Raw genomic sequence first — 14,813 nt, forward strand, 5'->3', positions numbered from 1 at the left:
CTTGGCGCGGTGATGGATTAATGGGCCGCGTCGGCCGAGGCGCGCACCTGGCTGTTGGGCATCAGTAGCAATAAGGGCAGCACGCAAATCATGGCGATGCCAAACAGCAAAAACAGCTGATCATAGGCCAGCATCAGCGCCTGTTTATTCACCGTTTGCTGCAGCAGTAGCTGCGAGAGCGTATCCGCGCCAGCCGCCGGCGTGCCGGTGCTAATCAGCCGGGCCTTGAGCTGGGCCAAGCGCTCCAGTGCGGCAAAGCCGCCCAGATGCTCGAGCAGCGCCGCGCCGTGCATTTGCATCAGCTTGGTGGAGAACGTAGCCGATAAGGCAATGCCCACGCTGCCGCCGAGCTGGCGGGTGAGGTTGTACAGGCCCGTGGCGCTGCCGATCTGGCTGGGCTGCAAATTGGCCATGGTGAGGCTATTGAGCGGCATAAAAATCATCCCCAACCCAATGCCGCGCAAGATCAGCGGCCCCATGAAATCTCCCACGCCCGATTGGGTGGTAAAGCCATGATGCAGCCACATCGAGCCCAGGAAAATACTGGCACCCAGGCTAATTAAAATACGCGGTGGCATGCCTTTGGCCACCAGCTTGGCCGAGATCGGCATGGTTAGCCCCGAGGCCAGTGCCGAAGGCAGAATCAGCAGGCCAGTTTGCCACGCGGTATAGCCCATCAAGGTTTGCACATACACCGGAAAAATAAACACGGTAGAAAACAGCGCGCCACCGAGCAAAAAGGTAATTACCAAGCCGGCCGAAAACTGCACATCTTGGCATACGCGCAAATCGACCAGCGGGTGGCGATGTTCGAGCTGGCGAATGATAAACGCGCCCAGCGCAGCAATACTGGTGACGCTATAAATCACGATTTCCCACGAATCAAACCATTCCAGCCGCTCGCCACGCTCCAGTAGTAATTGCAGCGCGGCAATCCCACCGGCCATCAGCGCGAGGCCGACAAAATCGATGTGCGTGACCGCCTTGCGCAGCTTGGATTCGGGCACATAAATCAAAGTGAGCAGCAGGGCGGCCAAGCCCAGCGGCAGGTTGATATAAAAAATCCATGGCCAGCTGTATTGATCGGTGAGCCAGCCGCCCACCGTGGGCCCCAGCATGGGCCCCAGCATAATGCCCATACCGAAAATCGCCATGGCGCTGCCCATTTCCTTGCTGGGAAACACCTCGAACAAGGTAGTTTGTGCCGTGGCGATCAGCCCGCCGCCGCCCAAGCCCTGCACAATGCGCCAGAACACCATTTCGGGTAGTGAGCTGGAATTACCGCAGGCGATCGAAGCCACGATAAACAACCCAATCGACAGCACCAGATAATTGCGTCGGCCAAATAAATTACCCAAAAAGCCCGAAATCGGCAGCACGATGACATTGGCCACCACATAGCCAATCGACACCCAGGTAATTTCATCCAGCGTGGCGCCCAGCGTACCCATCATGTGCGGGATCGCCACGTTTACAATGCTGGTGTCTAGTAATTCCAGCACGCAGGCCAGTGTGACCGTGAGCGCAATAATGTAGCGATGCTGGTGGATGCTGGCATCGTCGGTCGAGCGCGAGAGGCCCGGCAAGATGGCTTTCATGGCTATTTAGTCCGGATCGTCACTTCAACCGACATGCCGGGGCGCAGATTGGCGCCCGCGGGTAGCGGGTCGAGCTTGATTTTCACCGGCACCCGCTGCACGACTTTGGTGAAGTTGCCGGTGGCATTGTCAGGCGGTAGCAGGGTAAAGCGCGCGCCGGTGGCGCCGCTGAATGAATCCACTTTACCGGTCAGGATCTGGCCATCGGCATCGACTTTGATTTCCACGCTTTGGCCCGGGCGCACGGCGGCAGTTTCGGTTTCTTTGAGATTGGCAGTCACCCACAGATCATCGGTTTTCACCAGATACATCAGCGTTTGCCCGGCCTGAATCATCTGCCCCGGCTCGACGTTTTTCTTGCTCACCACGCCGGCCATCGGCGCTTTCACTTGCGTATCGGTCAGCTGATTTTGCGCCAGCGCCAGTTGCGCTTGTGCGGCCAGCGTTTTAGCTTCGGCGGACTTGAGCCCGGCGCTGGAGACCGCTACTTGCTGCGCGGCGGCGGCGGCCTGCTCTGCGGTGGCGCGTTGCTGGGCGATCAGGGTGGCGATACGCGCTTGCGCGACTTGCAGCGCAGTGCGGGCGTTATCCAGCTGGGCCTGGCTCACCATTTTCTGCGCGGCGAGCTCTTGCGCGCGGCGCAGATCGGCTTGGGCTTTCTCGGCATTGGCGCGCGCTTCGCTAATCGCTTGCTCGGCGGCCTGGCGCTGCGCTGCTGCTGCGGCGGCGGTGGCGTTAGCCGCGCCGATCTTGGCTTGCGCCTCGCCACCGCCACGTTGTCCGCCGGAGGCACTGAGCGCATTTTGCACTTCGGCCTGCGCTTGCAGCACTTTGGCGTGATAGTCGCGCGGATCAAGCTGCACCAGCAGGCCGCCCGCGGTCACCGGCTGATTGTCATTAACTGCCACGGTTTGCACATAGCCGCCCACGCGGGCGGAAATCGGCACAATATGGCCTTCGAGCTGGGCATTGTCGGTGCCGACATGGCCGCTTGCCCACCACAGGCGATAGCCAATAATGCCGGCAGCCAGCAGCAAAATGCCGCCCAAAATCAATCGGCCTTTGGTTTGACGAGGAGTAGCTTCGGGTGTGCTCATGCGGTTTCTCCGGCAGGGCGCAGCAGGCCATGCATCAGCAGATCCAGCTGGCATTCGGCGTGTTGCAATAAATTGGTCAGGCCCAAATCGGCCGTGGTAAAGGTGTGGCGCAGAATATTGGCGTACAGCAGGGGGGCGATAATGATGCGGGGTATATGCACCAAATCCATTTCTCTGAATTCACCGCTGGCCATACCCTCGGAGAGTATCTGGCGCAGGGTTTGGTAAGTGGGTTCAATAACCTCAGTTTCGTAAAAGCGCGCCAGCTCGGGGAAATTCCCCGCTTCGGCGATCATCAGCTTGGAAATACTACCCCCGCAGTTTTCCAGCGCTTCGGCCACGCCGCGCAGCACCATGCTGAGGCAATCGCGGCGCGAGCCACGAAATTGCGCCACCAGCTCATGCATGCGCGCTAGATTGGGCAAGATGCGCTCTTGCACCACGGCTTTAAACAGCGCCTCTTTGCTGGGGAAATACAAATACACGGTGCCTTTGGTGACGCCCGCGGCGGCGGCGACTTCATCAATACGCGTGGCGGTAAAGCCTTTTTGGTGAAAAAGCTGGATCGCCGCGGCGATAATTTCATCGGGGCGGGCGGCTTTGCGGCGTTGATTACGAGGGCTAGGGGTCATCATTTGGTGCTTAATAACTGACTGGTTAGTTATTAAATCGCCGCAGGCGGCGAGCGTCAAATGAATTTTTGTTAAATTTTGCGCCGCTGTGCTGGGCGGAGGTGGCTGGCCGTAGGGGGAGGAAATCAGGTAAAATCAAGCGCTTGTCGACGCAAGGATAAGCCCCGAAGATGTGGAAGCCCAATACCACCGTCGCCGCCATCATTGAACAAGATGGCCGCTTTTTGCTGGTGGAAGAGCGCATTCAAGGCGCACTCAAACTCAATCAGCCCGCCGGGCATGTGGATGCCAACGAATCCATCGTGGCCGCCTGCCAGCGCGAAACGCTGGAAGAAACCGCCTACCATTTCACTCCGACCGCGCTGGTAGGAATTTACCAGTGGAGCGTGCCGGGCTCGGATCTCACCTACCTGCGCTACGCCTTTAGCGGCGAGCTGGGCGCGCACGATGCCGCGCGGCAGCTGGGTCTGGCGGATGAAGGCATTGAAGCCGCCGTGTGGTTGAGCCGCGATGAAGTGCTGGCGCGGCAAGCCGAGCATCGCAGCCCACTGTTGCTGGCCTGCATCGACGATTATCTGGCCGGGCGGCGCTATCCGCTTGAGCTTCTACGTGATTTTGATCACGACCCCGCATTAAATGGAACGCAGTCATGAGCAGCAAAATTGTAGTAGGCCTCTCTGGTGGGGTGGATTCCTCAGTCACCGCGCATTTACTCAAAGCGCAGGGCTATGAAGTGCATGGCGTCTTCATGCAAAACTGGGAAGACGACAATAACGACGAATACTGCTCGATCAAAGAAGACAGCATGGACGCGATTGCCGTGGCCGATCTGTTGGGTATTGATATCGAGCTTGTGAATTTCGCCGCCGAATACAAAGACCGCGTATTTAGTCATTTCCTGACCGAATATTCTGCCGGTCGCACGCCGAACCCGGATATTCTGTGTAATAGCGAAATCAAATTTAAATCATTTCTGGAATACGCGATCAAACTTGGTGGCGTGAAACTGGCGACTGGGCATTATGCGAAAACGCGTCTGCGTGATGATGGCCGCACCGAAATGCTGCGCGCCGCCGATCAAAGCAAAGATCAAACGTATTTTCTGTATCGGCTCAGTCAAGAGCAGATTTCGCATGCGGTATTTCCGCTCGGGGATTTGCTCAAATCCGAAGTGCGGGTGATTGCCGAGCAAATTAATTTGCCCAACGCCAAGAAAAAAGATTCCACCGGTATTTGTTTTATTGGCGAGCGGCCGTTTCGTGAATTTTTAAATCGCTATTTACCGAAAAAACCGGGTGCGATGGTCACGCCGGAAGGCAAGGTGATGGGTGAACATCAGGGCCTGATGTACTACACGCTCGGCCAGCGGCAGGGCCTCGGTATCGGCGGCACCAAAGGCAGCGCCGAGCCATGGTTTGTGGCCGGCAAGGATATGGAAAAGAACGAGCTGATCGTGGTGCAAGGCCATGATCACCCGCTGCTTCTTAATCCGGTGGTGGTGGCGAAAGATTGCTCCTGGATTCTGGGCGACACCCCGGCCGAGGGCCGCTACACCGCCAAAACCCGCTACCGCCAACCCGACAGCGCCTGCACCCTCACGCACATCGAAGGCGGCGTGCAGCTGGTATTCGACGAGCCACAATGGGCGGTAACGCCGGGGCAATCGATGGTGCTGTACCGTGACGAAGTTTGCCTGGGTGGTGGGATTATTCAGTAAGGCAATTGATCGTGTGGGTATTGCTTGGAATTTATTGATATTCAAAGCCTGAATGGCAATACCATGTATGGGTATATAAAACCGCTGGCGTTGCCGGCGGTTTTTTTATGATGGGTGGTTAGCGGTGCGAACTGTGGCGGAGTTTGTCGAAGTCATTGATCGCGCGTCCTGCTAGCTGCGGCTTTGTTGCTGCGTTAGTAGACAAAAAACCCGCGTTGCCGCGGGTTTTGTTTTAATCCATTCACTTCGGTTTACTGTTCCACGGCCGGTTGATCCCACGGTAGCGGTACAGCGATATCGTTGAGGATGAATTTGCCGCCTTTGAGCGAGGCCTTGGCGGATAAGAGATCGCCATTCACCCGAATCAGGTTTTGCTCGGCCAGCTTGCTGATCTGGCCTTCCACAAATTGGCCGGCCAGATAGTCGATGTCGGCGTGGCTAACGTCGCCATCGGGGTTGGCGCTGGCAAACATATTGCGCGCTTGCCACATCACCAGGGTTTCAACCACTTTGCGCGGGATGGTGAAATCGGCTTTGGCGTCGAGCTTATTCACCAAATCCACCGGTTTATCCAAGTCGGCGGGCACAAAGCCTTTAAGCCCCACCGAGCCGGCAAATTTGATAGCGCCATCGGGTAGTTTGACTTCCAGCTGTTTGATCGCAAATTGCGGGTCGTTTTGCAGTAGCGGCAGGCCTTGCTCGCGGGCGAGCTTGGTGAGGGCTTCGGTGAGCTGCTCGCGGTTGAGCTTTTGTTTTTGCAGCTTGGTCAGCTCATCGCTGATGGTGGCCAGTGTTTTGCCGTGCAGGTGATTGGCTTCGGCGATCATGATGGCCGGGCCATAGGGTTTGTCATTCAGCGTGAGCTTGCTCAGATCGATCTGGGCGCTGCCGTTGATGAATTCACCGCTTTCGTTCACTTTGCCTTGGTAAACGAGGTTTTCCAATTTGAGCTTGATCGGGTTGCCTTCGCGCATATCGAGGTCAAACTGGCCGACTTTGGCCAGATTGGTGCCGATCATGATGCCGTTGGCACCTTTGCTCTGGTTGAGGTTGATGCTCAAACCTTGTAGAGCGAATGAACCTTTGGCTTTGGCTTCCCCCGAGAGGCCGGGGGCGGTGAGATCGAATTTCACCCGATTAAAATCGCCGCCGTAGTCGAGCGTGGCATTCAGGCCTTGCCATTTGGCTTTTACGCCCGAGAGCGCTTCTTCGTAATCAAAGCCCGGCACGCTAATTTTCATCACGCCATCATCGTTAAAACTGATGCGGTTTTCGATCTGAATGGGTTTTTGTTCGCCGAAAAACTTGGTGAGGAATTTCTGCGTTTCTGGCGAGTATTTAAATTCGGTGGTGACCACGGCCTTGTAGGGCAGTGGGTTGAGCTTCGTGAGCAGCGGCAACGGGCCGTGCTGAATATGATTGGTGTAGGTTACTTCAAACGTCGGCAGTGTTTCGCCTTCTTTTTCGACAATAAAGCGATACAGCTCAGGGTTGACTTGCAGCGTGGTGGTTTCGGTAGAGCTGAGCCAGCCTTTTTCGTAGCTATGCGCTTTTACGATGAAATAGGGCAGATTGCTGATCCAGGCATGCTGTTTTTGCATGGTTTGTTCCACCGCGTCGCCGGCCACATAGCTGCCGCCGAAATAGCCGCCGCCCAGTAGGACGATGCCCAGTGCACTGCCTGCAATGACTTTCCGTTTCACCGTTTTAACCTCGAATTGGCCGCTGCGCAGGGGCGCATTGCGGCACGCTGTAAGATGTGCCGATTATATCGGAGCTGATAGCAAAACGGGCGCTGACGCGCCCGTGTTGTGTTTATTAACTGCGCCAGCGCGGGGCTGGCGGCAGTTTGGGCGCTTAGATGCGGCGCGCCAGCTCTTCGGCTTTACCCAGATAGCTGGCTGGGCTCAGCGCTTTGAGTTCATCTTTGGCTTGTTGCGGGATGTTCAGGCCTTCGATAAACACGGCCAGCGCTTCTTTGCTAATGCCGGTTTTGCCACGAGTCAGCTCTTTCAGTTGCTCGTATGGATTTGGCACCCCGAAACGACGCATTACGGTCTGGATTGGCTCGGCCAGTACTTCCCAGTTGTCGTTCAGATCGGCCAGCATGGCATCACGGTTGGCCATCAGTTTGTTCAGACCTTTGAGTGCGGCCACATAACCCAGCAGCGAGTAACCCAGGCCAACCCCCATATTGCGCAATACGGTCGAGTCGGTCAGGTCGCGCTGCCAGCGTGATACCGGCAGTTTCTGGCTCAGGTGGAACAATACCGCGTTGGCAATGCCGAGGTTACCTTCCGAGTTTTCAAAGTCGATCGGGTTTACTTTATGCGGCATGGTAGAAGAGCCAACTTCGTTTTTGTTGACCTTCTGTTTGAAGAAGCCCAGCGAAATGTAGCCCCAGATGTCGCGGTTCATGTCGACCAGGATGGTGTTAGCGCGGGCGAAATCATCATACAGCTCGCTCATGTAATCATGCGGCTCGATCTGGATGGTGTAGGGGTTGAAGGTGATGCCGAGGCTTTCCACAAAGCGCTGGCAGAAGCCTTCCCAATCAAAGCCAGGGTAAGCCGAAAGGTGGGCGTTGTAGTTGCCCACGGCGCCATTGATTTTGCCCAGCAGCTCAACCTTGCTGATGCGCTCCAGTTGGCGCTCCAGACGGAAGGCGATGTTGGCCATTTCCTTACCCATGGTAGTTGGGGTAGCTGGCTGGCCGTGAGTGCGGCTCATCATCGGGGCATCGGCCAGCTCGTGCGCTAGCTCTTTCAGTTTGGTGATGATTTCGGCGAGTTTAGGCAGCAGTACGGTTTCGCGCGCGCCTTTGAGCATCAGGGCGTGTGACAGATTATTGATATCTTCCGAAGTACATGCGAAGTGAATGAATTCGCTGGCGGCAGAAACTTCGGCATTGCCCGACAGACGCTCTTTGAGCCAGTATTCCACGGCTTTCACGTCGTGGTTGGTGGTGCGCTCGATGGTTTTTACTTCCAGCGCGTGCTCGGTACTAAATTGCGCAACCAGATTATCGAGCTCGGCAATGGTGGCGGCCGAGAAAGGCTTGATTTCACTCAGGGCGGCATCACTGGCCAGCGCTTTGAGCCACGCCACTTCAACGGTAACGCGATTTTTAATCAGCGCGTATTCGCTAAAGTGCGCGCGCAGATCAGCCAGTTGTTTTTCATAGCGGCCGTCTAGCGGCGAAAGCGCGGTCAGTGCAGAAAGTTCCATAATGCCAACTCGTCCGTGAAGGGGTGATCGATCAAAAGCGGGATTTTAACACACTCGCCCTGCGCTGTTTGTCTTGCACGATCAAGGGGCTAAGCCCCAGCGGCTAGCCAGCGCCGCAGCGGGCGGGTGTGAATGGCGTAACTTATCCGCCATGCGGCGTGTAAGAATAAGTGACAAGCCCGACAATCGCATGAATAATGGCAATACCTTACAAAGTGCTCGCGACCTTGCTACAACGATAGCGGGCGACGGGCCTGCGCTGAGCTCACGGGAGAGACATAATAAGTACCTTGAGCGCGGTACCAAATTCGGATGGAGAGGCAATTTCGATGAGCGGTTTTACCCAACTCACCCCAGAATGGCAGGCATGGATTATTGAAAATCTGCAGCGTGGCTGTCTGGCCCAGTCGATTGTCGAAGTGATGATCGAAAAAGGCTTTGACCCGATGTTTGCCAACGCGGTGGTATTTCATTTCTCGACCACCACGCCGGCCACCCAGCCGGATGGGGCTGCGGCGTCACCGCAATAACACGGTGTTTCGCCTCGCAATAAAAAACCCTGTGCATCACACAGGGTTTTTTATTGTCCGCCGGCAGGCTTAGTTAAACAGCTGATGCCACCACAGGCGGATGGTATCCCACGCGCGGCCAAAGATATTGGCTTCTTCCACGTCGGCCACGGCTACCACGGTGCGCTCGCTCAGCACTTTGCCATCCAGCGAGATTTTCATCATGCCCACGGTTTGGCCGGCCTTGATCGGCGCTACCAGCGGCTGTTGGCTAGTAAGCTCCACTTTCAGCTTGGCACCATCTCCTTTGGGCACGGTGATAAATTGATCGGCCATAAAGCCCACGTCCACTTTATCGGCCTTGCCTTTCCAGACCGGCACTTGCTGCACAGCCTGTTTGGCGGCATAGAGTTTGGGCGTTTCAAAAAACTGCGTGCCCCAATTGAGCAATTTTGATGATTCGGCCGCACGTACTTCCGGGCTGGCGGTACCTACCACGACAGAAATCAGGCGGCGATTATCGCGGTGGGTGGAGGCCACCAGATTGTAGCCGGCGCTTTCGGTGTGACCGGTTTTCATGCCATCCACAAACGGGTCACGGTAGAGCAGCAAATTGCGGTTTGGCTGATTGATGTTGTTGTACTTGAATTCCTTGATCGAGTAGATGTGATAAAACTCGGGGAAATCATTGATGATGGCATTCGCCAGCCGCGCCAGATCGCTGGTGGTGACGTGCAGCGCCGGGTCGGGTAGGCCGGTGGAATTGGTAAAGTGCGAATCTTTCAGCCCCAGGCGTTTGGCTTCTACATTCATCATTTGGGCGAAGACTTCTTCGCTGCCCGCAATCGCCTCAGCCAAAGTCACGCAAGCATCGTTACCCGACTGCACGATCATGCCTTTGATCAGATCATCAACCGTGGCCGGCACTTTAGGATCGAGATACATCCGCGAGCCTTCGGTTTTCCAGCCTTTTTCGGATACCAGCAGGGTTTGGTCGAGCTTGAGCTTGCCAGCCTTAACCGCTTTAAAGGTCAGGTAGGCCGTCATCAGCTTGGTGAGGGAAGCCGGCTCGACTTTCATATCCGGATCACGAGCTGCGAGCACTTGGCCACTTTGCTTGTCGTAGAGGTAATACGATTTGGCGGCGATTTCGGGTACGGGCGGTACGAAAGCGTGAGCCAGTGAGCTGGCCAGCAGCGTCCCGATCAGGGCGCAAGAGAGGGCGGTACGACGCATGAGGATGATCTTTGCTGATGAAGGTTGACAGAAAAGGCGATTATACGCCCGAAACCAGCCCTACTGACCGCCCGATACGGGCTTTGTTCCGGTGTTTTTTGCCTTGTGCCGCAATAAAAAACCCCAGCCGGGCCAGCCAGCTGGGGTGATGTTGCGGCAAAGGCCGCTAGCCGGCCTGCGCGCGGTGGATTAATACGGATAAGCCGGCGTGCTGGCCGAGAGATCGAGCCATTGTCCGCTGCCAACTTGATTGTATTTATTGCGCGCCAGCGCATAAAACTGCTCAGGCAAAACGGCCAGCCCCAGATCGGCCACTGAATCCAGCGCGGTTTGGCCAACGGTGATGCCGTACATGGCAAAAATCTGCCGTAAATCTTTGCCCACCAGCTTGGAGCTCAACACATACAGCAGGTCGGGGTTGCTGATGGTTTTGTTGGCAAAGCGGCTCATGGCAAATTTATTGCCGCTCTCCCACGCGTTGTCCACCAGCCGGTTGCCTTTGGTGAGCAGGGTGAAGAAGTCCAGCGTTTTTTCCATGCTCGGAATGCTCTCGCCAGCGCGGTAGCGGCTAAACAGGAAGGCCAGCTGGAAATGCACCGCGCGCATGGGGTCTTGGCCCTTATCCATATCCCAAAGCCGGGTTTGCATATCCATCACCTTGGCATTGCCGCTCAGTCCGCTGGCGCGGTTGGCGACAATATCGGCATACAGGCCCGGATGATCGGTGGTATGGCCAGTATCGATGCCGGCAATTTTGTATTGCCGCATCATATGGATGCTGGCGAGGATATTGTTATTGCACTCCACCACACAGCCTTTGCCGCCAAATTCAATGGTCATGACCCGGGGTACCGTGTTGTGGCCCAATTCGTGCGCGTGCCCCCAGCCAGTACCCCCGATACCGGCAAAGCCATCCGATGGGTTACCCGAGCAGAGGTAGCCACAAGCGGCAATCCAGCCGACAAAATGCTGCACACTCGGCGCCCGATGCTGCGGGCCATCGCAGGTCCAGCCAAAGGTGCTGCACAAACTCGCCACCGTGCTGCTCATCGGCATATTGCTAAAGCCATTCGCCAGGTGATTGGAATCGAACAGCAGGCCTTTGATCTGATCAATCACATAGGTTTGCGGGCTGAGGCTACCCATGGCCTGCTTGGCGTAATACATGGTTTGCTGGATCTCACCGCCTTCAAATTTGGCCGTTTGCCAGCCAAAGTCAGCGCGTTGCATCGCCGCGATGGCCTCGTCGATCTCGGCCTGATTGCTTGGCTTGGTGAAATCGAAGTGCGCATATTTGGCGCTGCCGCGGATTTTGAGCGTTACTGAGCGGCCAGCGGTTGCGCCGCTGTAATTCAGATACAGTGGCCCGCCAAATGGAGTCACAAAGGTTGTTTCGCCGCTGGCCTTCAGTGGAATGGCAAACGAATGCGGCCGGCGCGGGCGTTTGTAGCCCTCGTTGACCGAGTCGGTGAGTGGGTTGCCATAGGCGCGCAGGTAGTTGGTCTGGATATTCAGTGCGCTAGCGCCACCGTTATCCACCACTTCGATGTACACCGGTTTGCCCGGAATCGCCGCACGGCCAATCGCGGTATTGCCACCACTCTGGCCGATAGTGACTTCGATGGTTTCCGCGCTACTGCTTACCGGCATGCTCTGCGCCGACACAGGCATAAAATCACCCTGCCCAGCTTTGCTCACCGTCGTGTTGGCGCGGTTAAATACCAGCCATGAATCGGCAGCATAGGTGCGCAGAAAATCGCCCGGAGCGGTATCACGGTTGATCTTGCCGTATTGAATATCTTTGCGATACAGATCCGCCCACAACACCAGCAGGCGATGCAAGTCGCTGGTGGGCTCCTGGAAAATATCCACGCCACGGCTTTGCAGGCTGGCCAGCGCATTAAATTGCTGGGTAATCGGCTGGGTGATGCTGCTATCGGTACTGAGCTGCAGTGCCGGTTTGGCCTGACCCATGGCGCGTAAAGTGCCAACCAGCCCGCTCATTTGATCGAGCCGCGCAAGTAGGCCACTGCGGGTGGTGCTACTGCCGATCGAAACGCCGGCGGCTGGGGCAAAGTAATTGCCCGGATAATCACCCAGCTTCATGCCCATGCCGGCCAGTACGCTACGGCCACCGGCCGAGTCCGTCCAGCTTGGGTGCAGGTAGAGTACCGCTTTGCCTTGCTCGACATATTGGCGGACCTGATTGCTCAGCGCTGGGTCGTTGCGCACGCTACTGCCAAACACCAGCAAATCGGCGTTTTGCCAGCAGCTATTGCCGCTTTGGGTGAGATCACAGCTGATGGCGTTGCCGGTACTGCCGGCGCGGCTGAGCCAGCGGCTGACGGTATTGCTGTCATAGCCGGCGACGGCGTATTTCACCAAGCTGGGCAGCGCCGTGTCGGCATTGCCGGTGATCAGCCAGCGCATGGCGCGGGTAAAAAAGGCGCTGTGCTGGGTTTCACGGCTTTGGTTGGCTTGCCAATTGAGCATGTCCACGCCATAGCCCATCCCCCGGCCCCGACCATACTGGGCAATCGCTGCCATGCCGCTGCCATCGTCGGCCAATAACAGTGGCGTTGCCACGGTGGGCTGAGCAATGCCGATTTCGCTGCTATTGGTCGTGAAATTCACGCTGAGATCAAGAGTGCCACCGCCGAAAATGCTGGTCAGTGCGCGGCTTTGCTGCTGTTGATAGCGCTCGGCCAGCTGGGTAGCCAGTTGCAAGAGCGTGGGCTGATCGGCGGCGCTGAGCAAATTGGGGTTGCCGGTTTGCAGCGCCAAGACCAGTGGGCTGGTGGCCGGTTGCTGCAGACCGCTGTTATCCACTTGGTTGAGGGTTGGGCCGCTGCTACCACCTGGCGCGGCAGTGGCGCTCGGGCTGCCAGTGCCGACGTTGCCGCCACTGTTACTACCGCCACCACCGCCACAGCCGGCGAGCAGGCTTAGCAAGGCGAGGCTGGGCCATAATCGTTTGAATGCGCACATCATTGTCTTGTTCTATGGTCAGGTTAAGTTCGAGCGGCGCAGTTTAAGGATCATCAGTAAATGCTGATATGATAATGGCGCTCACTTTTATGACATTCGGGCAGCTTTATGAGCCAGATCACAACTTTTCCGCGCGGGCTGCACACCCCCGAGTTGCGCCATTTGCAGCCGCTGTATCCGCTGCTGGCCAGCCGGCCCGAGGTATTGCAGGTGCTGGAAAGTCGCTTTGGGCTGCGTCGGGTCGAGGCCAGCTGTAGCGATACAATGCCCGGTGAGCTGGCTTTGCAATTGCATGAATACCTGCACGCCGCAGGCGCACCGCACATCCTGGTGCAGGTGGCGGCGGCGCTGGATCTGGGGGCGGGCAATGGGCTGCTGTATTTTTTGCGCAGCGCCAATACCGTCGCGCAGGCGGTTAATACCCTTGTGCAGCTGGGGCCGTTGTCGTTTCCGGATGGCAGCCTGACGCTGATCCTGACCGAAACCCAGTTCACCCTGCAGCTGCGCCCGCTGCTGCATGCCGAGCGCTTGGGGATGCTGCTGCGCTATGAGGCAATCTGTGTCTGGCTAGCGCGCTTGCTGGAGCATTTGCTGGCTGAGCCGCAGCCACCGCTGGCGGCCGCGTTGATGACACAGGCCGTGCAGCCGGCGGAGCTCGCCCCGCATCTGCCGCACAACCTGAGCTGGCAAGCACCTGCGTTTGCCCTCAGCTGGCCGATTGCGCAGTGGCAGCGCCCGCTGCCCAATGCCAGCGCCAGCCTCTGGGCCGCCTTGCAGCCGCATTTTCTGGCCGGGCTACAAGCCCAGCAGGCGGCTGACACTTTGGCTCAGCGCACTTGCCGCTATTTGCTGCCGGGCGAACGTTTGCGTTTGGCCGAGCAAGAAACCGTGGCCAAAGCGCTGGGCCTGAGCGTGGCGCAATACCGGCGGCAACTGGCCGCGGAGCAAACCTCGTTTAGCCGGCTGGTGCTGGAATTAAAACGCCGTGCCGCCGTGCAGTATCTGGTGGGCGAGCAGCGGCTGGAAGACATTGCCTCTGCCCTGGGTTTTGCCGAACGCAGCGCCTTTGAGCGTGCCTTTGTCGGTTGGTATGGCTGTACGCCTGCGCAATTTCGGCGCGCGGCGCAGCAGGGCGAGCGGGCGGCAGGCTTTATGGCTGTGGTGCCGGCATGGCAGCGGCAGGGCTTAGCCACTAAACCGCTGAGCGCGGCGCGTGTGCAGGCCTTGGCGCAGGTCAATCCCAAGCTGGCCTGCTTGCTGCTGGCGGAGCTGAATCAAGCCGAAAACGGCGCGCTAGGCCTGCGCCCGCTGGCCGAGGTGGCGACACTGCTACCGGCCAATAGTATTTGTGATGTGGGGTATGCCTCGCTAGCCAATGCAGATGAATGGCTGGAGAGCAATACCCCTGATTTACTTAGCGCGGCACTGTTTTTGCGCGCCGTAGCGGCGAGCCTGGCGGTGCCGGCGGCTGAGCAGGAAGGCATTGAGTGGGCGGCGCAGGCTTGCTTGTTGGCCAGCACCAGTTTGGCCGGCGATTTGGCGCACCACAGCCGGGGGGCGCTGGTGCTGCTGGCGCAATGGGGTATGCCCGCGCCGGTGGTGCGCCGGCTGGGGCTATGGAGCCGCAGTGAAGGGGCGGGCTATGCCGAGCTCAGTGCCGCGCTGGCCTGGCTGCAAGCCCGCACGCCGCCAGCCGCCGCAGATTCGCGCTGGCCGGCCTTGTGGGCAGCGGTGTGCGGGCAGCTGCAGCAAGCACAGCAAAGCCTCAGCGAACATTAGCCCACCGTGGTGGTTTGTCCGGCGGCGCA

11 protein-coding genes are annotated in these 14,813 nt (G+C 57.7%); 4 read left to right on the forward strand and 7 right to left on the reverse strand.

Going from position 1 to position 14,813, the window contains the following annotated elements:
- Window positions 1-17: 17 nt before the first annotated feature.
- From G482_RS0109190 to G482_RS0109200, 3 genes are read right to left on the reverse strand one after another with little or no spacing between them, the layout of a single operon-like run.
- Complete coding sequence (locus G482_RS0109190; RefSeq protein ID WP_051258882.1) at window positions 18-1,598, reverse strand: DHA2 family efflux MFS transporter permease subunit; 1,581 nt, start codon at window positions 1,596-1,598, stop codon at window positions 18-20.
- A gap of 2 nt (window positions 1,599-1,600) precedes the next feature.
- Window positions 1,601-2,695 carry an HlyD family secretion protein gene (locus G482_RS0109195; protein ID WP_051258883.1) on the reverse strand — a complete coding sequence of 365 codons (1,095 nt, stop codon included), beginning with the start codon at window positions 2,693-2,695 and terminating at the stop codon, window positions 1,601-1,603.
- Window positions 2,692-3,330, reverse strand: a complete 639-nt coding sequence (locus tag G482_RS0109200; RefSeq protein ID WP_051258884.1) for a TetR/AcrR family transcriptional regulator — start codon at window positions 3,328-3,330, stop codon at window positions 2,692-2,694. Before G482_RS0109200 ends, G482_RS0109195 begins: the two co-directional genes overlap by 4 nt.
- A gap of 167 nt (window positions 3,331-3,497) precedes the next feature.
- Here G482_RS0109200 and G482_RS17995 point away from each other — a divergent pair, with 167 nt between their 5' ends.
- Together G482_RS17995 and mnmA are read left to right on the forward strand one after the other, a co-directional pair.
- Window positions 3,498-3,980 carry an NUDIX hydrolase gene (locus tag G482_RS17995; RefSeq protein ID WP_034619394.1) on the forward strand — a complete coding sequence of 161 codons (483 nt, stop codon included), beginning with the start codon at window positions 3,498-3,500 and terminating at the stop codon, window positions 3,978-3,980.
- Window positions 3,977-5,044 (forward strand): tRNA 2-thiouridine(34) synthase MnmA, encoded by a 1,068-nt coding sequence (gene mnmA, locus G482_RS0109210; protein ID WP_028449795.1) that lies wholly within the window; start codon window positions 3,977-3,979, stop codon window positions 5,042-5,044. The genes G482_RS17995 and mnmA overlap by 4 nt, the downstream gene beginning before the upstream one ends.
- 251 nt (window positions 5,045-5,295) lie before the next feature.
- Here the strand turns inward: mnmA and G482_RS19580 are convergent, their stop codons facing one another.
- The gene (locus tag G482_RS19580; protein ID WP_028449796.1) at window positions 5,296-6,747 is read right to left on the reverse strand and encodes a YdgA family protein; all 1,452 of its coding nucleotides are present in this window, start codon (window positions 6,745-6,747) and stop codon (window positions 5,296-5,298) included.
- A 154-nt stretch (window positions 6,748-6,901) separates the two neighbouring features.
- Window positions 6,902-8,272, reverse strand: coding sequence for an adenylosuccinate lyase (purB, locus tag G482_RS0109225; RefSeq protein WP_028449797.1), 1,371 nt, complete (start codon window positions 8,270-8,272; stop codon window positions 6,902-6,904).
- A 329-nt stretch (window positions 8,273-8,601) separates the two neighbouring features.
- Between purB and G482_RS0109230 the strand changes: the two genes are divergently transcribed.
- Window positions 8,602-8,802 carry a hypothetical protein gene (locus G482_RS0109230; RefSeq protein ID WP_028449798.1) on the forward strand — a complete coding sequence of 67 codons (201 nt, stop codon included), beginning with the start codon at window positions 8,602-8,604 and terminating at the stop codon, window positions 8,800-8,802.
- A 69-nt stretch (window positions 8,803-8,871) separates the two neighbouring features.
- On the opposite strand, the gene G482_RS0109235 is transcribed toward G482_RS0109230, so the two are convergent.
- On the reverse strand, window positions 8,872-10,017 hold the full coding sequence (locus G482_RS0109235) for a D-alanyl-D-alanine carboxypeptidase family protein (RefSeq protein ID WP_028449799.1): 1,146 nt from the start codon (window positions 10,015-10,017) through the stop codon (window positions 8,872-8,874).
- 189 nt (window positions 10,018-10,206) lie between these two features.
- A complete protein-coding gene (locus G482_RS0109245; RefSeq protein ID WP_028449800.1) occupies window positions 10,207-13,008 on the reverse strand; it encodes an ImpA family metalloprotease in 2,802 nt (933 codons plus the stop codon).
- A 105-nt stretch (window positions 13,009-13,113) separates the two neighbouring features.
- Here G482_RS0109245 and G482_RS0109250 point away from each other — a divergent pair, with 105 nt between their 5' ends.
- Window positions 13,114-14,784, forward strand: a complete 1,671-nt coding sequence (locus G482_RS0109250; protein WP_028449801.1) for a helix-turn-helix domain-containing protein — start codon at window positions 13,114-13,116, stop codon at window positions 14,782-14,784.
- Window positions 14,785-14,813: the final 29 nt, after the last annotated feature.

The organism is Chitinibacter tainanensis DSM 15459, assembly GCF_000429785.1.
Classification (GTDB): domain Bacteria; phylum Pseudomonadota; class Gammaproteobacteria; order Burkholderiales; family Chitinibacteraceae; genus Chitinibacter; species Chitinibacter tainanensis.

Coding starts and splice junctions, on each gene's coding strand:
- G482_RS0109195 (WP_051258883.1), bottom strand. CDS start 2,695: ATGAGCACACCCGAAGCTACTCCTCGTCAAACCAAAGGCCGATTGATT.
- G482_RS0109230 (WP_028449798.1), top strand. CDS start 8,602: ATGAGCGGTTTTACCCAACTCACCCCAGAATGGCAGGCATGGATTATT.
- G482_RS0109250 (WP_028449801.1), top strand. CDS start 13,114: ATGAGCCAGATCACAACTTTTCCGCGCGGGCTGCACACCCCCGAGTTG.
- G482_RS0109200 (WP_051258884.1), bottom strand. CDS start 3,330: ATGATGACCCCTAGCCCTCGTAATCAACGCCGCAAAGCCGCCCGCCCC.
- G482_RS0109235 (WP_028449799.1), bottom strand. CDS start 10,017: ATGCGTCGTACCGCCCTCTCTTGCGCCCTGATCGGGACGCTGCTGGCC.
- mnmA (WP_028449795.1), top strand. CDS start 3,977: ATGAGCAGCAAAATTGTAGTAGGCCTCTCTGGTGGGGTGGATTCCTCA.
- G482_RS0109245 (WP_028449800.1), bottom strand. CDS start 13,008: ATGATGTGCGCATTCAAACGATTATGGCCCAGCCTCGCCTTGCTAAGC.
- G482_RS17995 (WP_034619394.1), top strand. CDS start 3,498: ATGTGGAAGCCCAATACCACCGTCGCCGCCATCATTGAACAAGATGGC.
- purB (WP_028449797.1), bottom strand. CDS start 8,272: ATGGAACTTTCTGCACTGACCGCGCTTTCGCCGCTAGACGGCCGCTAT.
- G482_RS0109190 (WP_051258882.1), bottom strand. CDS start 1,598: ATGAAAGCCATCTTGCCGGGCCTCTCGCGCTCGACCGACGATGCCAGC.